The organism is Cellulomonas sp. URHD0024, assembly GCF_000426185.1.
Taxonomy (GTDB): domain Bacteria; phylum Actinomycetota; class Actinomycetes; order Actinomycetales; family Cellulomonadaceae; genus Cellulomonas.
In genome coordinates, this window is sequence record NZ_AUEW01000011.1 from 139,336 (window position 1) to 159,711 (window position 20,376).

Sequence of the window (20,376 nt, forward strand, 5' to 3'; positions counted from 1 at the left end):
ACCCCGGTCATCGTCGCGCCGATCGTGTGGGCACGTGGGCCGTTGCCGAGCGGCTCGACGTCGCTCGGTCGCCGAGGAGAGCCCGCACGCCACCCATCGTGGTCATGTGGTCGGCGGCAGCCAGCCGAGCTGGACCACCTGACGCCCGTGCGACCGGGTCACCAGCTGCCCGCGACCCGCGACCGACGGGACAGGCCGGACCGACCCGACGAGCGGTCCCTCGTCGGGGCTGCCCGACAGCACGAGCCCGGGGACGGCCAGGTCGCGCAACGCCTGCAGGACCGGGTCGAACAGGGCCCGGCTCGCACCACCGGCGCGACGCGTCAGGACGAGGTGAAGCCCGATGTCGCCGGCCTGCGCGAGCAGCGGGGCCAACGCGGCGACGGGGTTCCCGGTCGAGGTCGCGACGAGGTCGTAGTCGTCCACCAGGACGTACACCTCGGCACCGGACCACCACGACCGCGCCCGCAGCTGCTCCGCGGTGACGTTCGGGCCCGGCAGCCGGTTGCGTAGGTAGGCGGCCAGGTCCGAGAGCTCGCTGCTGGCTTGGTCCTGAGTGGTCAGATAGCCCGCGAGGTACTCGTCGGGGATCTCACCGAGCAGGGCGCGGCGCAGGTCGACGGCGAAGATCTGCGCCTGAGCCGGCGTGTAGAGGCGGCGGACCTCGGAGGCGACGGACCGCAGGAGCGTCGACTTGCCCGCGTCTCCGTCGCCGAACGCGTAGAGGTGGGCGTCCTCCGCCGGGTCCAGACCGAACGGCGCGAGGGCGGCCTCGTCGACGCCGAGCAGCAGGCGGCGGTCGTCGGGCCCGGCGACGCGCCGGATCTCGTCGAGGCTGACCTTGTCCGGCAGCAGACGCAGCTTCGGACCCGGTTCCCCGCGCCAGTGCTCGGCGACGGTCCGGACGAGGTGGTCGACGCCGGCACCGAGGGTGTCGGCGGAGCCGTCGGCGTCGACACGGGGCAGCGCCGCGAGGATGTGGTGGCGCGACGCGACGATGCCGCGACCGGGCCGCCCCGCCGGCACGTTCGCCGCGATCTTCCGGTCCAGCTCGGAGTCGCTCGGGTCGCCGAGGCGCAGCTCGATCCGCGTGCCGAACAGGTCCTTGACCTGGGTGCGGAAGTCCATCCACCGGCTGGAGGAGGCCAGCAGGTGCACGCCGAAGGTCAACCCTCGACCCGCAAGCGCCTGGAGCCGGGCCTCGAGCTCCTCGAACTCCGTGCGGACGGTTCCCCAGCCGTCGACGACGAGGAACACATCGCCGTACCCGTCGTCGGCGGTCCCCTGCGCGCGACGCGTCCGGTAGGTCTCCACGGAGTCGATCCGCTGCGCCCGGAAGTACCGCTCACGGGCGTTGACGATCCCCTCGATCTCGGCGACCACCCGGCGGACCACGTCAGGCTCGCTGCGCACGGCGACGCCCGCGACGTGCGGCAGGCCGGCGAACGGTGTGAACGTGCCGCCGCCGAAGTCGAGGACGTAGACCTGTACCTCACGGGGGGTGCGCGTGAGCGCGAGCCCGGTCACGACGGACCGCAGCAGCGTGCTCTTGCCCGAGCGCGGCCCGCCCACGATCGCGAGGTGGCCCGATGCACCCTCCAGGGAGATGTCGAGCGTCTCGCGGCGCTGCTCGAGCGGCTTGTCGACGATGCCGAGCGGGATACGCAGCATGCCCGCGTTCCGCCAGCCCGGCGAGACGAGACCGAGCTCCGGGTCGGCCACGAGGTCCGGCATGAGCTCGTCGTACGTGCTCGGGATCTCCAGTGGCGGCAACCAGACCTGGTGCGCCGGCGTCCCCTTGCCTGCCATCGCCTGCACGGCGATGTCGAAGGTCACGCGCTTCTCCTCGTCCTCCTCGACCACCGCCTCCGGCTCGTCGAGGACGGAGACGGTGAGCACGGGCGCCGCGGTGAAGGACTCCAGACGGGCGCGCGAGCTGGCCCGCGTCTCCGGCGACGCCGCCCGGCGGCGACCCTTCGGAGCCCCCGACACGTAGGACGCGCGGAACTGGACCATCGACGTCGGGTCCGGCTTGAGGTAGCCGACGCCCGGGACCGGCGGGAGCTCGTAGGCGTCGGGCACTCCGAGGACGGTGCGCGACTCGGCCGCGGAGAACGTGCGCAGGCCGATGCGGTAGGACAGGTGCGAGTCGAGACCGCGGAGCCGGCCCTCCTCGAGCCGTTGGCTGGAGAGCAGCAGGTGCATCTGCAGGGACCGGCCCAGGCGGCCGATGGTCACGAACAGGTCGATGAACTCCGGCTTGGCCGTCAGCAGCTCGGAGAACTCGTCGCAGACGATCAGCAGGGCGGGCAGCGGGGCCAGGTCCGGGCGGTCGTCGCGACGAGCCTTCTCGTAGTCCGACACGTTGGCGAAGTTCCCCGCCGAGCGCAGCAGCTCCTGGCGGCGCACCATCTCGCCCTGCAGGGCGTCCTGCATGCGGTCGACGAGCGTGAGCTCCTCGCCGAGGTTGGTGATGATCGCGGAGACGTGCGGCATGTCGGCCATGCCGGCGAACGTCGCACCACCCTTGAAGTCGACGAGGACGAAGTTGAGGTCCTCGGGCGAGTGGGTGATCGCCAGCGCGAGGACGAGCGTGCGCAGCACCTCGGACTTGCCCGAACCCGTCGCGCCGATGATCAACCCGTGCGGGCCCATGCCCTGCTGTGCGGACTCCTTGATGTCGAGCGCGACGGGCTGGCCCTGCGGGGTGAGCCCGATCGGAACCCGGAGCCGGTCGCGCGCCAACCGCGGTCGCCACGTCGTGGCGAGGTCGAGGTCGCGGACGTCCCCGATGCCGAGCAGGTCCGTGAGCTCGGACGACGCGAGGCCCTCGGCACGCTCCGGCCCGCTGACCGGCGCGACCGGCAGCAGGCGGCGAGCCGTCGCCTCGGCCTCCGCCAGAGAGAGCAGGTCGCCGCGCATCTGCGTGGTCTCCAGGCCGTCGCGCTGCACCTCGAGCGGCACGCTCGTCCCGTCCGCGGTCGCCTCACCGAGCAGGAACCGCAGCGTGTACGGGTCGTCGAGCTCGTCCCAGCGCTCGGGCAGCACCAGCTGCGTGACACCGAGGACGCCGTCGGTCGTGAGGATGGCGTTGCCCAGCGGCACATGTCCGCCGTCGACGATCACGAGGACGTGCGGCAGCTGGCCGGCGCCTGCCGACGGTCCGAAGCGGGGTCGGTCGCGCAGGCCGTCCGGCAGCAGGTTCTCGACCTCGGCGAGCGAGGTGCCGATCATGCGCGCGGCTCCGACGGCGTCGTGGACGCTCGTGGAGTGTGCGTGGGGGAGCCACTTCACCCAGTCCCACTCCGGCAGGGCGCGGTCGGACGCGATCACGGCGACCTGCAGCACGTCCGGCGCGTGGAAGGTGCACAGCTGCGCGACGAGCGCCCGCGCGAAGCCGCGCGCCTCCGCCTCGGCTCCGGCCACCTCGACGGTGGCTGCGCTCCGGACGTCGAACGCCAGGGGCACGTCCTGCAGGACCCGGTGGGTGACGAGGAACCTGTGGGCTGCGGACGCCGCGACCGGGTCGAGCTGGGCCAGTGGCGCGGTCTGCGGCGGCTCGAGCTCGAGCGCCAGCTGCTGCGGCCCCGTGCCGACCCGGGCCGTCAGGAGGCCGGGCGAGTCTGCGCCTCGTTCCCACACGCGCGTCCGCTCCTCCGCGATCGCCGCGAGCGCCCGCGGGTCCGGGGCGTCCCACAGCGCAGCCTGGTACTGCGCGCGCCCGACCTGACGCACGGTCTTGCGCAGGTCCGTCAGGTAGGCGAGGTACTCGCGTCTGGCACCGATCACCGCAGCCTGGTGCTGTGCCCGCTGGCGCCAGCCGTTGACCCCGACGAACCCCAGTGACGCGACGAGGAACATCCCGGCGGCGATCATGCCCTTCGGACCGGGTGACGAGACCGCGACGAACACGATCGACCCGACGCTCCCCAGCATCGGGATGATGTTCGCCAGGACGCCACTGACCCCGTCGGATGGCTGGATCTCCGGCGGCGGCTGAAGGACGACCTGCCCAGTGGGCACAGGCCCCGGGCCGATGTCGGTGCTGCGCTGCGCCGTGATCGACATGCCCCCGCCGTCCTTGTCCTGCTGCCCGCGAGGCGGCGTCAGCCGCCCACTCGAATACCGACCGTTACGGTACCGGCTACGTCCAGCCCCGCCGCCCGCCGTCCGGGGGGTACCCGCCGACGGATCGGTCGCCGTCCGTCTGCACGGGAGCCTGGGAGCGCGAGTCTGTGAGCGCCTCGTCGCCCGTGGGGTTGCTGGTGAAGACGCCCGGTATGCCACGAGCGCGCGTGACGTGACGCGGCGAGAGAGAGCGCTGAACACCGACGACGAGACGAAGGGCGCCTCGAGGCCCTGATTGCGGCCGGCGCCCGTGGCGAGAGGGTGTCCGTCGGTCGACGGTCGTCGTGGCCAGCGGAGCGCAGGTCGACGAAGGGTTCTCCGGCTTCGTCCCGGTCCTCTACGACCGCGACGGAGGTCCGATGCTCGCGGTCTTCACGTCACTGGCTCGGCTGGGAGACGTGGCGGCGATCGCGCCGTACGCGACGTCCATGACCGGTCGTCCAGATGATGCCGCCCGGCACGGGGATCGTCGTCAACCCAGGGCGACGCCGAGGGTTTCGAGATGCTCCTCGACGTCGTCGCCGATCTGCGCGCGTCGCTGAACACCGGCCGAGAGGCCTGACTCCGCACGGACACGACCCCGACGGCGACCGAAAGGGTGACGTCCTTCCGCGAGCTGCCGCACGGCTGATGCGGCGGGTCAGGGCGTGATGTCGTTCGTCGGGACCGCCATCCGCGACGGCTCGTCGGGACCCCTGGTGTCCAGAGACGCGAAACGGGGCGCCTTGGCTTCCGCCAAGGCGCCCCGCAGAGTGAGCTCGCGAGCTGCTACCAGGTGTCGTCGTCGGGGGTGTCGAGGGTCACATGGGGTCCGGCGTCACGGGATCCGGCCCGGCCGGAGCTGCTGGCCCGTGCATCCTCGTCATCATCCAGACCGAGATCCGGGGCCAGGTAGCCCAGCGAGTTGCGACGGCGCTTGCCGGACTGGCCACCACCGCCACCGCCACCACCGGGCATCGGCCCACCGGCTCCGCCGGCGCGCGCACCAGCAGCCGTGCCCGTTCCGGCGGCTTGCTCGCCGGCGACGAGCGACGATGCCCCGCTCAGCGACGACGACCCCGCGCCCCGGGCTCCACCGAACGCTGAGCCCGCACCGGTGCCCGGCCCACGACCGCCGAGACCGGCGCCCTCGGTCAGACCCGCAGACCCGCCACGGGTGCCACCGAGTCCGGCACCGGCACCTGACCCGCCGACACCCGTCCCGCCAGCACCGATCCCGCCGACGCCCACGCCGCCGCCGAGGCGACCCATCGCACCCGAACCGAGCATCGCGCCACCGACGGTCGCCCCACCGGCCAGCGCGCCACCGACGCTCGAACCGCCGCCAGAGCCGCCACCCGCACCGGTCCCGGGAAACGTCCCGCTCGAACCGGTCCCACCGCCGACACCCGTTCCGCCGCTGCCACCGGGGAAGCCGCCAGAGCCCGTTCCGCCGGTACTCGGCGGGATCACGCCCCCCGTCGAACCATCAGGCGTCCCGGAACCCGAACCCGATCCCGATCCCGTCCCGGAACCCGATCCGTTCCCAGTCCCGGACCCTGACCCGTTCCCAGTCCCTGACCCGGACCCTGACCCAGTCCCAGTCCCTGACCCGGTCGAGGTCGAGGTCGGTCCTGCCGGGCCCCCTGTCGGGAGCAGTGGGACGCGCCCGCCGTGCCCACCACCGGTGGACCCACCAGCGGTACTCGGACTCGCGGTCGGCGAGGAGGTTCCGCCCGCGGCCGGGAGGACATGAACGTTGCTATCGAAGATGTCTGGGCCAAGTTGACCTGCGGCGGCGCGAAGGTCGGTCTGGAGGGTGCTCAGGGCCGCGGCTGCGTGGTCCTCGCGCCGGGAGGCGAGCTGGTTGGCGATCACGACACCAGCGGCCACACCGCCGATGGTTCCTTCCGGCCCGAGCGCGCTGCCGGCCGTCGCGGTGCCCCCCACGAGCGCGAGCCGTTCGAGCGTGCTCAACTCGTGGGGCAGGTCGTGGTACGCCTTCTGGGCGGTCTCGATCGCGGTCTTGGCCTGCGTCGCGGCATCGGCAGCCCGCTGAAGGCTCGCCCCGGTCGCGGTCAGGTTGTCGGCCAGCGTCCCGATGCGGGCCTTGGCGGCGTCCGCGCTCTCGCCGGTCATCCCCAGGTCCTCGACCAGCGCGACCAGTTCTCCGGAGTACTGCTTGAAGTCACGCATGACGGCGGTCAGAAGCTCTGGATCACCGTCGAGGGCCGACATGTCGGCGTCCAGAACCTTCTTGAGCTGATTTGCGTTCACACCCACGGTGCACCCCTGTCATCCGAACGAACAGCGACTACGACGACTACACATCGGCCGGTCATGACGCCCGGCCGGGAACGGCCCCGGAGCGACGCCGCACGAGGAGCACGACGACGAGCACCACGACCGCGACGAGCACGAGCATGACCGCGCCCAGGCCGAGCAGGTGCGACGGCGTCGAGGAGGTACCTGGCGTGCCGTCGGCCGGGGTGGTGGCGCTGCTGGTCGGGCTCGGGTCCGGCGACGACGTCGCCGGACCGGTGGGCGTGCCGGCGGCGGCCAGGACCTCTGCCTTGGTCGGCCCGAACTCGCCCGGGTCGTCCCACAGGAACGGGTTCACGTCGGGGTACTGGGTCGGGTCGTGCTCGAGCATGTGCCGCACGTTGACGATGCCGTACCCGTGCTCCGCGTCATGGGTCAGCGGGTGGTCCGCCGCGCCGGTGTTGATGGCCAGCGACTGCAGGATCTGGTTCGGGGTCGCCTTCGGGAACGCCGACCACACCAACGCCAACGCCGCCGACGTGTACGCCGCCGCATGTGACGAGCCCTCGGCCAAGCCGTACCGCGTCCAGTTGTCGTTCGCCACCGGCGTCAGGATCTGCTCACCGGGAGCCAGAACCCCGAGGTGAGGGCTCGACGACGCGAAGTCCGTCCGGGATCCGTCCGGGCCGATCGGTGCTACCGAGACCACCCCGTTGAACGCCCCGGGCGCTTGCGGGGCAGCATCGGCGTGGTTGGGCGTCGCCGCCACCAGGATCGTCCCGGAGGCCAACGCGGCCGGGATGTCCTCGACCGGGACCTGGGACGTCGGGGCAGCGCTTCCGAATGACATGCTCACGATCCTTGCGCCGTCGTGGATCGCGTCCATCAACGTCGAGGACCCGTCCAGCACGGTGTCGGCGAAGTGGCAGGCGTCGGCGTCCTGGTTCATGACGGTGCTGTAGTGGTGGACCTTCGCGCCGGGGGCGACCCCCTTGACCCCGGGCTGGCCCGGGACGCCGGCGCCGGTGCCGATGATCAGGGAGATCATGCCGGTGGCGTGCTGGGCCGACACGTCCGTGCCGGTGGATGGAAGCGCAGGGCCGCCGTCCTTCGTGGCGCACGCTCCGGCGGAGGTGATGTCCAGCCCGGCGAGGTCCGGGGCGTTCGGGTTCAGTGGGGTGTCCAGGACGGCGATGGTGACGCCAGCGCCGGTCGTCGACTTGTGGATCGTGTCCATGCCTGAGTCGTTGTAGTACCAGAGCCCGCCCTGCGGGTCAGCGGCAGCACCGAGCAACGCGGCTCCGACCGGCACCATCACCGCGGCGACGGCCACGGCACGCACGGCCCGCAGGCGACGCCTGCGCGGCCCGGCGGCGTGCGCGGTGGTCGCGCGCGGTGGTCGTGCGGTGAACGACAGCCTCATCCGATGCCAGAGCCCTGCGACGGAGGGACCGTGGGGGTGCCGGACTCGGGCACGGGCAGGTGTGCCGTCAGGACCGCGTGCACCGGGGCGTGCTGCGTCACGCCGGTGTTCGGGTCGTACCCGGTGTTCGTGGCCGGGTTGTACTCGTAGCCGGTCGTGGGGCCGGCGGGGGCCTGCCAGGGGGCGTTCTGGGCGGGCATCGGCGTCACGATCCCGTCGGCGCGGGCCGCCAACCGGGCCAGCCGGTCCTGTACCTCGGCGTCGATCAACGCGAGCCGGTCCGCGGACGCCGTCAGCGTGTCCCGGTATGCGCACAGCTGCTCACGCAGGCTGTTGATGTTCGACACGGCCTCGTGCAAGGCAGCGCTGTACGGCCTCGAGAACGAGCCACCCAACGCCGACCACGTGTCGCTGTCCTGACGTGCCTGCATCCTGCGCAGACCCTCGTGCAGGATCGTGACGTTCTCGTGCAGCTCGAGCAGCTTGTTCAGGCTGCGCTCGAGCTTGTCCCGGTCAAGTGTGACCTCACCAGCCATCACCGGCCCCCTTTCACAGTGTCGTTCGAGCCGCACAGCGCCGGTCCCGCCCAGAGGGGGACCGGCGCTGTGCGATCAGTCTTCCGTCGTGCCCTACCAGCGGGCTGCGTTGGACCGTTCGGTCGACTGGTAGTCCTCGCCGGAGGACGAGACGGCACGGCCCACATCGGCCAGCAGCGCCTTCATGTCGCTGATCGCGGCGGTCCACTTGGCCCGCGCCGCCTCGTAGGACGCGGCGGCCTCGCCGGACCAGTTCGCCCGCAGCGGTGCGAGCGACTGGTCCATGTCGGCCAGACGGGCCTCGATCTGGGTCGCGCCGGACTGGATGTCCGCCGCTGCGGTGGCCAGACCACCAAAGTTCACCTTCAGGTCGCTCATCAGCGTTCCCTCTCTCCTGGGTCTGGGGTTCAGCCGAGGCGACCCTGCAGCCGCGAGAACTGCGACTGCTGGGCGTCGTCGGACGCGACGTAGGCGGACTGCGAGGAGACCAGGTTGGCCTCGAACTCGTTCAACGCGGACACGATCTTGGTCGCGTCCTCGCGCCAGCGCGCCATCAACGCGTTGAACGCGACCGCACCCTGGCCCTGCCAGTGCGACCCGATACCGGCCAGCTTGCCCTCGAGCGAGCTCAGCTCACGCTGCAGCTCTGCACGCGAACGCGCGACCACATCAGCACCAGCCTTGAGCGCACCATCAGCCGCAGCAACCTCAGCAGCCATGACACCTCCCCTGCACACGACCCACGGGCCGACCCGGACGCCCACGACGGCAGGCGTCACCCTGGCGGAACACCAGGGACCGATAGGGAGCCTAGACGGTCCAGGTGACACATCACGGACGAAACGGAAAACTGGGGATACCGATCACCCTCCCGGTGGAAGGGTGATAGCTCGATGGCGCGCCGCTGCGCAGCCGTACGCCCGTCTACGATGTGGCTCCCGGCACCCGGCCGGCAGGGGGCAGGAGGTGGTCGTGAGCGCGCCGACTGCCGCACGCCGCCACCCGCACGTCCGGCTCGGCATCGACGTCGGTGACGAACGACGCGACATCGCGCTGCGCCCCGACATGCAGCTGGGCGACGCCATGCGGAGCGCGCTGCTCCCCGTCGGTGACGAGGGCGTCGTCGTGCTGGACTCCTCCGGTCGACAGGTGCCGCTCGACGTTGCGGTCGGCGACGTCGTCACGGACGGTGGTCTGCTGCACGTCGTGCGACGTGCCGCGCCCGGCGCACGCGGGAGGCGATGGGCCGCGCAGCGCCAGGACGTCGTCCTGCGGCGGCCGCCCGCCCAGCGCGGTGCGCTCGCCACGGCCGCAGCACTGGGCATCGTCGCCGCGGTCGTGGGCCTGGCGCCCGGCGCTCTGGAGAACCTCCCGGCGACGATCGCCGCGACGCTCCTCGGCGCGGCGGCCGTCGCCACGGTGCTGACCCGCACCGCGGAGCCGGCAGCGTCCGTCGCCGGACCGACGCTCGGGTTCGCCGCCGCCGTCCTCGTCCTGAACCCGACGGACTCGTCGAGCACCCGGCTCGCCGTGACCGCAGGGTTGGTGGTCGCCACCCTGCTTGCCGGTGCACGCCTGCTGGTGTCGAAGACCGCCCGGACCACCGACGACCTCGCCGGTCCGCTGTTCACGACGTGCGCCGCGATCGCTGTCGTCCAGGCTGCCGTCCTGCTCGCCGCGCTGCCTGCCGTGCTCGCCGCCGCGGTGCTGGTGGGTGCCGCGCCGCTCGTCGTGCGCCTCGCCCCGCAGCTCTCGATCACGGTTCCCGACGAGCAGCTGATCGACCTCTCGCGGGTCTCGCGGATGGCCCTGTCGGTGCGCGCCCGACCGACGCGGCCGCTCGGGCGGGTCAACGACCGGCTCGTGCTGCGCACCGTGGCCACGGCGGAGCGTCGCAAGCAGGTCGCGACGCTCGTCGCCTCCGTCCTCGCCCCAGCGTTGCTGCCGTGGGTGCTCATCTCCGCCTGGTCGACCGGATCGGGCACGGTGTCCCGCGTGGCCGCCGCCGTCCTGGTCGCCTGCCTCGTCGGCGCGTTCACCCTCGGCCCCCGGGGTCAGCGAGGCAGGACGGCTCGGTGGGCGCCGCGGCTCGCCGGCTCGTTCGTGCTCGTGGAGGCGGCAGTGCTCGCCCCTGTCCCGGGTGCGCGCATCGGTCTCGCGATCGGGGCTCTGGTCCTGGCGCTGGTGTTCGCCGCGCTCGTGCCGTCCGTCGGACGCGGGCGTCAGTCGGTGCTGGTCTCACACCTCGGCGACGGTCTCGAGCTGCTGGCGGTCAGCCTCTCGCTCCCCGCCGCGCTCTGCGCGGCGAACCTGATCGACACTCTGCGAACGGTGGCCTCCGGATGAGCGCAGGAACTGTGCAGACGTGCCTGTCGTGCGGACGCCCGGTCGACGCCACGACGCGCATGTGCGACGACTGCCGGTCCGCGGCCGAGGTCGTCGTCATCGAGCCGCACCGCCCGGCACGACCGGCTGGCGAGCCCGCGACGCCGACTCGGCGGTCGCGGTCCGGGAGGGCGCCTGGCGCCGCTCCAGGAAGTGACGTCGCGACGGTCGGCGAGCTGACGACGAGCGTGCAGTCGACCGTCGGCGCGCCGGTGGCAGCGTTGGGGGAGGACTTCTCCGGGACGGCGCCTGCTCGGGCAAGTCGAAGGCTCGCCGCATTCGCCGTGGACTCGGCGGCAGTCGCAGCCGCGACCGCGATCGCCTTCGTGCTCACGCGCAGCGTGCTGATCGCCGGGCTCGTGCTCGCGGAGCTTGTCGTCGGCGTCGTCGTCTGGGAGGCACGCACCGGGCGGACGTTCGGGAACCTGCTCCTCGGCCTCCGGGCGGCCCGGGCGGAGGCGCCGTACGCGATCGGCTCACCGCGCGCCGCGGCCCGCGGGCTCGTGGTGCTCGCCGGGACGGCGGTGGCCGGCCTGGGTCAGTGGGTCGTCGTCGGATCGAGCGGGTTCGACCGCGGTTCCCTCCGGCAGGGCTGGCACGACAAGGTGGGCCGGGCCGTCGTCGTCGACGTCCGGGCGCCTCGGACCCCGCCCGCTGCAGCGAGCGCCGCTTCCGGTTCCGTTGAAGGAGCCGCGCCCGCAGTTCCGGCTCCGGTGCCCGTGCCCGTGCCCGTGCCCGTGCCCGTGCCCGTGCCCGTGCCGGTGCCGGCCAGCCGCCCCGCGCCCGTCCCGTCGCGGCCGGTGGTCGCCCCGCCGCCCCCGCCCGCGCCACCGGTCGCCCCGGCGGCCCCGCCCGCGCCACCGGTCGCCCCGGCGGCCCCGCCCGCGCCGCCGGTCGCGCCGACGTCAGCCGCCTCCCCGCCGCCCGCGCCCCTCGCCCCGACCGTCTCAACCCCGTCGCCCGTGACCGTGCTGCCTGCAGCGCCCCCGGCACCGGTCGCGGTGCCCGCCGCACCGGTCACCACACCTGTGCAGGCCAGTACCGCTCGGACGGTGCCGCCGGGGCTCATCACCTCGCCGCCCGGATCCCCGGCGCCCAGGAGCTTCCTTCTGACGCTCGACGACGGCAGGCGGTTGGTCGTGCAGGGGTCGGGCGTCGTCGGGCGGTCGCCGCATGGTGAAGGTGTCGACCACGTCGTCACGATCGACGACTCGACCCGCTCGGTGTCCCGCACGCACGCGGCGTTCGGCGGGGGACCGGAGGGCTTCTGGGTCCAGGACGCCGGATCGGGGAACGGCACGATCGTCGTCCTGACGGACGGGCGTGCCTTCGTCGCGCCGCCGGACTCGCGCACACCGGTCCCGACAGGCTCCATCGTGCGCCTCGGGCAGCGCTCCTTCACGGTCACCGAGGTGCACCATGCTCCCTGACGCCCGCACCCGGTCCTGGGCGCCGCCCACGCCCACCGACAGTCCTGCGCACCACCAAGGAAACCGATGACCATGACCTCGTCCTCGACACCGGTCGGGACACTGCTGCGCCTGTCGGTGACGGCCGGAGAGCGCCGCGTGGACCTCGGCGTCCCCGGCAACGTCGCAGTCGTCGAGATCGTCCCCGGCCTTGCGCGGACGCTGGGTCTGCTCGAGGCCGGCACGGCGCACGGTGGGTACCGCCTCATCAGAGCCGACGGCACACCGGTCGACGGTGCACGCAGCCTGGTCGCGCAGGGCGTGGAGGACGGCGCCGTGCTCTCGCTGGAGTCCGGTGCCCGAGCGGCAGCGCCGCGGGTCTACGACGACGTCGTGGAGGCTGTGGCCGACGCGGTCGAGTCCCAGTACCGGCCGTGGACGCCCCGCGACAGCGCACTCGGTGCTGCGTGGGGTGCGGTGGCGCTCGTCGTCGTCAGCGCAGCCCTCCTGCTCGGCGCCGACACCGCCGCCACGTTGCCGCCGGTGCTCGCAGGCCTCGGTGCGGTGCTCGTGCTGGTCGCCGGCGCGGTCGTCGGGCGCGTCGGCGCGGAGCCCGTGACCGGTCGCATCCTCGTGCTCTCGTCCGGCGTCCTCGGCGCGGTCGCCGGGTTCACCGCGGGCGACCAACCCCCGTCCTGGGGCTGGCCGACGGTCTCGGCGGGCGTCGCGCTCCTTCTCGTCGGCCTGCTCGGTGTGCCCGCGCTCGCCGACGCGCGTGAGATCTCCGTCGCGCCCGTCCTGCTGGGTCTGGTGCTCGCGAGCACCGGCGTCGCCGTCGAGCTCACCGGTGCGGAGTCGGGTACCGTCCTGGCCGTCGTCGTCGCTGTCGTGATCACCGCCAGCGTCGGCCTGCCCTGGCTCGCCCTGTCGAGCACGCCGCTGCGGGTCGTTCCGGCCCGCACCGAAGCCGAGATCCTGCTCGAGCCCGCGCCGATCGATCCTGCATTCGTGCGGCAGCAGACGCAGCACGGCCTGCGGATGCAGGTCGCCCTGCGGATCGCGGTCGGCATCTTCTCGCTGCTCGCCATCCCGGCCGTCGCGGCGACCGGGGCCGTCGGCACCGTCCTGCTCGTCGTCGGATTCGCCGGGATCCTGCTGTCGGCGCGCCAGTCGTGGTCGCGGGCCGACGTCCTGGTCGTCGTCACGGGCGCGATCCTCGGGCTGACCGGCACGCTCGTCGCGGCCGCCCTGCTGCACCCCCAGTGGCGCGGTGTGCTGACGGCCGCCTCGGGAGTCGGTGCGATCCTCGTCGTCGGCGTCGGGCTCGTGGCCCCGGGACGTCGGGTCGGGCTGGCACGACTCGGGGACGTGGTCGAGGTGACCTGCCTCGCGATCCTTCTGCCGCTCGGCGTCACCGCCGCCGGGCTGGTCTGAGCGGACGGTCGGACGTGGCATCCAAGCGCGACCTCGTCGAGGCGCAGACCTACAGTCGCAGGCGACTTCTCACGGCATTCATCAGCGGCGCCCCGGGTGGGCAGGAGGCCGAACCGACCAAGCCGCTGCGCGGTGTCGTCGCCGGTGTGCTCCTGACGACTCTGATCGTCGTCGGGTCCCTCGCGTGGGGCCAGCTGAAGCCGTCGCTGCCGCAGGGTTGGGACGACGGGAGGCTCGTCGTCGTCAAGCAGGTGGGCACCCGGTACGTCAGCAGCAAGGGCGTGCTCTACCCGGTGCTGAACGTGACCAGCGCCCGGTTGGCGATCCCGTCGTCAGCCTTCGGCACCGTGCAGGTCTCGGAAGGGCAGATCGGGGACACGGCCCGAGGCGGAACCATCGGGATCGTCGGCGCACCGGACGCCCCGCCGGCACGCGCCGGCCTCGTGTCGACCGGGTGGCTCTCGTGCCTCGTCGCCGACGGTGCACAGACGTTGATCGGCGTCGACGTGCCCGTCGACACCGACGGCGACGGCGCTGCCGACCCCGCGGGCACGCCGGTGCCTGCCGACTCGGCGACCGCCGTGCTCGTCCGCACGGCCGGCGACCTCTACCTCGTCCAGGACGGGGTGCGTCATCGCGTCGCCGTGCAGGACGTCGCTGCGGTCGAGCGGGCGCTCGACGTCGAGGGCATCTCGCCGCACGACGCCCCCGCCGAGTGGCTCAACCTGTTCCCCGAAGGAACCGACATCGGACCGATCACGCTCAAGCACGCGGGCGACCCGGTGCCGTCCGCGTCCGCGCTGCCACCGGCCACTCTCGTGGGCACCGTGGTCGAGGTCAGCGCCGCCGGGGCGCCGGACCAGCACTACGTCGTCGACGCCAACGGCGAGCTGGCGCCGCTGAGCACCTTCGCCACCCCGCTCTACGCGCTCGGCTCCGGCGGGGCGGTCGGGGTGACCGCGCAGTTCACGAGCGCGGACGTCGCGAAGGTCGAGACGTCCACCCCTGTCGCCCCCGCCGACTGGCCGACGCGGCTGCCGGAGCTGGTCGATCCGCAGGATCCACCGTGCGCGCGCCTGACCACGGGTGAGACGGGTCGCGTCGACCTCGTGACGACCGAGGCCGACCCGCAGGCGCAGGCCGGAGTGGTCGTCGCACCGGGCGGCGGCGCACTCGTCGCGGCGCAGACCGCCGCGGGAGCGACGACGAAGGCACAGCTCGTCGACGAGAGCGGACGGGCGTTCCCCATCCCGGACCCCTCGGAGGAGCTTCTGGCGCGGCTCGGGTACCAGAGCGTGGACGTGGTCCCCGTCCCACCGGCCTGGACAGCGCTGCTGCCGAGCGGGCCGTCGCTGACGATCGAGGCGGCCTCGGTGCCGACGACACGGACGTGATGGCGCGGGCCTGGGCTCTCTGCGCCGCCGGCGCCCTCGTGGCAGGCGTGGCAACGGCCGGTCCAGCCGCGGCCGCAGCGGCGCCCACGCAGTGCGATCCGGGGACGGTGCAGCTCGTCGACCAGACCCCTCCCGCCCTGAAGACGCTCGCCGCGCAGAGCGCCTGGACGATCGCCACGGGTGCCGGGGTGCTCGTCGCGGTCGTCGACTCCGGCGTCAACCCGGCCAACTCGCACCTGTCGGCGGCCGTGGTGCCGGGCGTCGACCTCGTGGGACAGGACGTCGAGGTCACCGGGCGCGCGGACACCGACGGGCACGGCACGGCGATCGCCGGGCAGATCGCCGCACGGTCGGTCGACGGTTCGGGTGTCGTCGGGCTGGCCAAGCGCGCGACGATCCTTCCCGTCCGCGTCTTCTACGGGCAGAGCGACCAGGAGAAGCAAGCCGGCACGGACGTGCAGACGGACCGGATCGCCGCAGGGATCAGGTACGCAGCGACGAACGGCGCCAGGATCATCAACGTGTCGCTGAGCTCGCCGACCGACGACCCGGCGATGCGCGCGGCGGTCGACGAGGCCCTGGCCGTCGGCGCCCTGGTCGTGGCGAGCGCCGGCAACCGGTCCGCCGACCCCGACGCCCCCGACGGTCCGCGCTACCCGGCCGCCTACCCCGGCGTCCTCGGCGTGACCGCCACCGACGCCGACGGCCACGCCACCGATGACTCCTTCCACGGCGCACAGGTCGACGTCGCTGCGCCGGGCGTCAACGTGCTGACCACGTTCCACGCGGCCGGCGACTGCATGCTCGCCGGCGACGCTGCCGCGAGCAGCTGGGCGACGGCGTACGTGAGCGCCGCGGCGGCGCTCGTCGCCCAGCGTCATCCCGACGAGAGCCCGGCCGAGTGGGCGTACCGGCTCGAGGTCACCGCCGCGCGGGCTCAGCCCGACGCGCGCGACGACGCGCTCGGGTGGGGCGTCGTGCAGCCCACGGAGTCGCTGCTCTTCGTCGACGACGGAACGGCGCCGGGGCCCGACTCGCCGACCCATCCCCGCCCCGCCGTCCAGGCCGAACCCGCCACGCCGCTGGACGTGTCGGTCACAGCGCCTCCGCTGACCAGTGCGCGGTTGAGCGCCGCCTGGTGGGTCCTCGCCGGGGTGGCGGGCGTGCTGCTCGTCGTGCTGGCAGCCCGTATGGCACGACCTCGGCGCCGGGCGCGCTGAGTCGTCCGAGGTCAGGGGCCGTGGGTCGTTGGTCCGGTGTGTCGACGTCGCAAAGGTGTAACGCCTTCATCGGGGCGGCGATACGCGAAGGCGCGATTCGCCCGCGCGACCTCGAATAGCCCGAAAGGCATCCGGGTGGCAGGTAATGACATCTGGGCCAATATTCGGATAACCTGCGCGATGGCCGCATTAGCCTGTTGCGTGCCACTTGTCCGGTGGAGCGGCCCTCGCCCGCGGGGCTCTGCTCGTCCCGCTAGTATCGGCTCGCGACCGCCGCGCGCCAGTGCCCGCGGTGGTCGGCCGTGCTCGACGCGGTGCTCAGGACGGTCCCAGATGCGTTGACGGATCGTCCACCGCTCGAGGACGACGGGGCGCGAGAACTGCCGCTTCGTCGCATTTGTCGTTGTGCTACCGAATTGGCACACATTCCGGTGAATTTGTCGTCGCCGGCTCCAAAATACACCCGCTGCAGCGGCCGCCGTGCCTTGTCATGGCCATTATCACCACCTAGTCTCGGCACGATATTGTTTCCGGGTGACGAGGCGCGGGCGACCAACGACGGCCGACGGCAGCCCCCGACACCTACTCCGCGAGACGGAGCGCCATTCGAAGGAGAGCCGTGATGCGTACGAGCCGCGCGGGGAGCTGGTCCCGTAGCGACGGTGCCGGCAGGCCCCCGCGCTCCCTTGGAACACCCCGTCCACGACGCTCCGCCTCTGTCGCAGGTGCCGCGATCGCGGCCCTCGTCGCGCTGACGGCCGTCGGCTGCTCCGACAATGCGGCCAGCACGGCAGACGGCGCTCCCGCAGCAACGGGGGAGCTGCACATCGCCGTGCTCGACGACGCCTCCGCTCCGCTGCAGGAGGCCGCGGCCGCGCGGTTCAACAAGACGTCCTCGGTCAAGGCAGTTGTCGACAGGGTCGCCTCGAACGAGCTGGACTACCAGGCGTACGTGCAGTCGCGGCTCGGAAGCGCGCGAGCACCCGACCTGTTCATCACCGCGGGCGTGCCCGACCTCAAGCCTCTGCTCGACCGCGGCCTCGTCCTGCCCCTCGACAAGCTGATCAAAGACAACCCGGCGCTCAAGGACTCCTTCTTCGGAAACGTCTTCCAGGGCGAGGTGCTCGACGGCACGGCGTACGGGATTCCCTTCGGCGGCGTCGACCCCACGATCCTCTTCTACAACAAGAAGGTGCTGGCGGACGCCGGGCTGCAGCCGCCGAGCTCCTGGACCGACTTCGTGTCGCAGATCGAACCACTGAAGGCCGCGGGGAACCTCCCGATCGCGCTTGCCGGTCAGGACTCAGGGCCGACGCAGGAGTGGTTCGAGTACCTGTTCTCGCAGCACCTGGGCAACGACGTCGTCGCAGACGGTCTCGGCGGCAACGCGAGCATCTGGAACAGCGACGGAAGCCGGGCGTCGCTGAGCGACCTGAGGGCGATGCTGGACATGGGCGCGTTCGGGACGGGCTTCGACACCGAGCAGTCGGGTCCGGCCGGTTCGTCGCGGCTGGTCATCGGTGGCATCGCCGCCTACGAGCTGGTGAGCAGCACGAACTTCGCGAAGCTGCAGCAGGCCGACAAGAACTTCGTCGACACCAACCTGGGTTGGCTGGCCTTCCCGGAGCTCCAGGGCGGCGAGACGGGCGCGATCGTCGGCGACCTGAGCAGCTTCTACAACGTCAACGCGCAGACGAAGCAGCCCGTCGCGGTCGCTGCGTTCCTGAAGGAGCTCTACAGCGAGAAGTTCGTGAAGGACGAGGTCGCGCTGGGACAGGTCCCGCCGGTCGCCAGTGCGGGTGCCCTCATCCAGGCTGACCAGAAGGACCCGACGACCGCGTCGTACCTGTCCTTCGTCTTCAACCTCGTGAGCAAGGCTCCGACGTTCCAGCAGTCCTGGGACCAGACGGTCGCGGCGGACTACGGGGCCCGGATCCAGGGGGCGATGGAGCCCTACTTCGTGGGTGACCTGGACGCCGAGGGATGGATCGCCGAGATGAAGGCCGCGACCGCCCCGCAGCTGTGACCAGGCAGCAGGCCTGAGCCGGACGAGAGAGCCGGGGTTCGAGTGGCAGTCGCCGCTCGGGCCCCGGCTCTCCGCGTCACGGGGGCCGAGCCGGGTCAGCGGGGGCCGAGCCGGGTCAGCGGGGGCCGAGCCGGGTCAGCGAGGGCAGAGGCGGGTCACCGACGGCCGAGCCGGGTCGCGACGGCAGAGCCGGGTCAGCGACGGCAGAGCGGGATCGGCTGGGGCACAGCGGTCGCGCGCCTGATGCAGACGGGCGCGCAACGCGGCAGACGGCGCGACGGCGTCTGGCGACTCGTCAGTCGACGAACGGGGGGAGCAGGTCGTCGTCGGTCTCGCGGATCGCGGACTGCGAGACGTCCTTGGACTCCCGGTTGATGTTCAGCCTCCACCATGGTGCGTTCATGACTTCGATGATCCCGTGACGGGTGCGCTGGGAGCCAGGGCCGAAAGGCCCGACGGGCGCACGACGTCAAGCGCTGTGCACCGGCGACGGACCCGGACGCGACCGGGTCCGTCGCGACGGTAGCCTCACCGCCGGACCGGGTCGTGCCCGACATCTCCCGACTCGCGGTGAAACGTCGGGTGGGGGTGTCGGAGGCCGCCGGAAGCTCAGTGGCTCGTGGGCCGCGCATCGAAGGAGACGCCGCGTGACTGTCATCATCCGCATCGGCATTGCCGTCCTGTTCGTCAACGAGCTGATGATCGGCGCGTGGAACGCGATCGCGCCCGAGTCGTTCTACGCGCACTTCCCGACGGTGGACAGCACACCGCCGTTCAGCGAGCACCTCGCGCGGGACTTCGGCGGTGCGACCCTCGGCATCACCGTGCTGCTCGGGATCGCCCTGGTGTGGCCGAAGGCGCACTTCGTCGTTCCCGCCATGCTGGCGTACCTGGTGTTCGCCGTCCCGCACTTCGCGTTCCACCTGGAGCACCTGGCCCACCTGACGAGCAGCGAGGCGGTCTTCGTCGTCGTCGCGAACGCGTCCGTGGCCCTGCTCGCGGCCCTCGTGCTGGTGCTGACCCTCCTGCGCGACCGCCAGGTGGGGCAGGGCGACCCCCTGGTCGCCGCCGAGAAGGCTTCCGTCGCGGCCTGACGTCCGCGGCTAGGCGTGGGACCTGTGACGCGACGGGTCGGGTCGCTCGGCGTCCGTGACGGCGTCACCGCCCAGCACGACCACCCGTGAGCAGGTGTCGGCGCTGGAGCGTGCGGCCTCGGCGAGGGCGGCCAGCGCCGGTGCGTCGGTCACCTCCACCCCGCGCAGGTCGACGACCACCCGGCACGCGCCGGCGTCCAGCTGAACGAGCCGGATCGCGACGCCGAGCCGGATGGCGTGCGAGACGTCCATGCGGCCGGTGACCCTCAGGACGGGCGCTGACCCCGCGCGCTCCGCCGTCACCGCGAACCCGTCCGCCGAGATGGTCTTCAAGGGGTCGCTGTGGTCGCCGCGCAGGAGGGAGACGAGGATGTCGATCAGGTGGCCCTGCTCGAGGGCGTCGGCGTCGGCCGCGGCGGCCACGTTCACCAGTCGTTCGGCGAGAGCGCGGATGCGGATGTTCAGTCGCTGCGAGCACGACCTGAGGAGGCTGAAGGCCTCGGCGCTGTCCATGCCGAGCGCGACCATCAGGATGCCTTTGGCCTGGTCGATCGCCGCGTGGGCCTCGAGCGCCAGCGAGAGCTGGTCGTTCACGCTCTCCGCGACGACGCGATGGCGTTGCTGCGTGACGTCGACGACGGAACCGGAGATGACGCCCGACGTCGCGTCGTCGGAACTGACCGCGAGCACGACGACCCGTTCTGCACCCTGCAGGTCGCGCAGGCGGTACTCACAGCTGTGCGGTTCGACGGAATCGGGTGCAGCGAACGCGTGGCCGAGCACCGACAGCACCGTCGAGAGGTCGTCGGGGTGGACGTGGCTGAGGAAGACCCTCTGCGTCGGGACGACCTCGCCGGCCGACATGCCGTGGATGGCGAAGAGGCCGTCAGACCACCACCACCGGCCCGCCGGCTCGGCCGTTGGTATGCGAAAACGCCCTGAGGGGGAGAGGTCGGTCATGTTTCCTAGCCGTGGCCGGTGCCGCGACCCGCGAAAGCTGCGTTCCGAACCCGCGGGTGTCGTGCACCACAAAGACCATAGCTGCGTCGAGGTGCCCTGCGCGAGCATTCCGACCCGTTGCGTGCG

Annotated in this window: 14 protein-coding genes; 7 read left to right on the forward strand and 7 right to left on the reverse strand. The window is 72.4% G+C overall.

Annotated elements, in window-relative coordinates:
• Positions 1–102: 102 nt before the first annotated feature.
• From I847_RS0113000 to I847_RS0113030, 6 genes are all read right to left on the reverse strand, one after another.
• The gene (locus tag I847_RS0113000) at positions 103–4,068 is read right to left on the reverse strand and encodes a type VII secretion protein EccC (RefSeq protein WP_028050047.1); all 3,966 of its coding nucleotides are present in this window, start codon (positions 4,066–4,068) and stop codon (positions 103–105) included.
• A gap of 828 nt (positions 4,069–4,896) precedes the next feature.
• The gene (locus tag I847_RS25720; RefSeq protein WP_155856140.1) at positions 4,897–6,384 is read right to left on the reverse strand and encodes a hypothetical protein; all 1,488 of its coding nucleotides are present in this window, start codon (positions 6,382–6,384) and stop codon (positions 4,897–4,899) included.
• A 61-nt stretch (positions 6,385–6,445) separates the two neighbouring features.
• Positions 6,446–7,711 (reverse strand): S8 family serine peptidase, encoded by a 1,266-nt coding sequence (locus tag I847_RS0113015; protein WP_196804558.1) that lies wholly within the window; start codon positions 7,709–7,711, stop codon positions 6,446–6,448.
• Between the two features lie 77 nt (positions 7,712–7,788).
• Positions 7,789–8,328 carry a hypothetical protein gene (locus I847_RS0113020; RefSeq protein ID WP_028050049.1) on the reverse strand — a complete coding sequence of 180 codons (540 nt, stop codon included), beginning with the start codon at positions 8,326–8,328 and terminating at the stop codon, positions 7,789–7,791.
• Between the two features lie 93 nt (positions 8,329–8,421).
• Positions 8,422–8,706 carry a WXG100 family type VII secretion target gene (locus tag I847_RS0113025; RefSeq protein ID WP_028050050.1) on the reverse strand — a complete coding sequence of 95 codons (285 nt, stop codon included), beginning with the start codon at positions 8,704–8,706 and terminating at the stop codon, positions 8,422–8,424.
• Positions 8,707–8,735: 29 nt separating this feature from the next.
• Positions 8,736–9,047, reverse strand: coding sequence for a WXG100 family type VII secretion target (locus I847_RS0113030; RefSeq protein ID WP_028050051.1), 312 nt, complete (start codon positions 9,045–9,047; stop codon positions 8,736–8,738).
• Positions 9,048–9,300: 253 nt separating this feature from the next.
• Between I847_RS0113030 and I847_RS0113035 the strand changes: the two genes are divergently transcribed.
• From I847_RS0113035 to I847_RS0113070, 7 genes are all read left to right on the forward strand, one after another.
• Positions 9,301–10,674: a hypothetical protein gene (locus I847_RS0113035; RefSeq protein ID WP_155856141.1), complete on the forward strand. Its 1,374-nt coding sequence runs from the start codon at positions 9,301–9,303 to the stop codon at positions 10,672–10,674.
• Positions 10,671–12,143 (forward strand): FHA domain-containing protein, encoded by a 1,473-nt coding sequence (locus I847_RS27610; protein WP_155856142.1) that lies wholly within the window; start codon positions 10,671–10,673, stop codon positions 12,141–12,143. Before I847_RS0113035 ends, I847_RS27610 begins: the two co-directional genes overlap by 4 nt.
• 66 nt (positions 12,144–12,209) lie before the next feature.
• Complete coding sequence (eccD, locus tag I847_RS0113045) at positions 12,210–13,556, forward strand: type VII secretion integral membrane protein EccD (RefSeq protein WP_231384213.1); 1,347 nt, start codon at positions 12,210–12,212, stop codon at positions 13,554–13,556.
• A 14-nt stretch (positions 13,557–13,570) separates the two neighbouring features.
• The gene (gene eccB / locus I847_RS0113050; protein ID WP_028050055.1) at positions 13,571–14,950 is read left to right on the forward strand and encodes a type VII secretion protein EccB; all 1,380 of its coding nucleotides are present in this window, start codon (positions 13,571–13,573) and stop codon (positions 14,948–14,950) included.
• The gene (locus I847_RS23630; RefSeq protein ID WP_051274873.1) at positions 14,950–16,170 is read left to right on the forward strand and encodes a S8 family serine peptidase; all 1,221 of its coding nucleotides are present in this window, start codon (positions 14,950–14,952) and stop codon (positions 16,168–16,170) included. The genes eccB and I847_RS23630 overlap by 1 nt, the downstream gene beginning before the upstream one ends.
• 622 nt (positions 16,171–16,792) lie before the next feature.
• A complete protein-coding gene (locus I847_RS23635) occupies positions 16,793–18,196 on the forward strand; it encodes an ABC transporter substrate-binding protein (protein ID WP_081680894.1) in 1,404 nt (467 codons plus the stop codon).
• A 647-nt stretch (positions 18,197–18,843) separates the two neighbouring features.
• A complete protein-coding gene (locus I847_RS0113070; RefSeq protein ID WP_028050056.1) occupies positions 18,844–19,290 on the forward strand; it encodes a hypothetical protein in 447 nt (148 codons plus the stop codon).
• A gap of 9 nt (positions 19,291–19,299) precedes the next feature.
• Here the strand turns inward: I847_RS0113070 and I847_RS0113075 are convergent, their stop codons facing one another.
• Positions 19,300–20,358 (reverse strand): ANTAR domain-containing protein, encoded by a 1,059-nt coding sequence (locus tag I847_RS0113075; RefSeq protein WP_081680896.1) that lies wholly within the window; start codon positions 20,356–20,358, stop codon positions 19,300–19,302.
• Positions 20,359–20,376 lie beyond the last annotated feature (18 nt).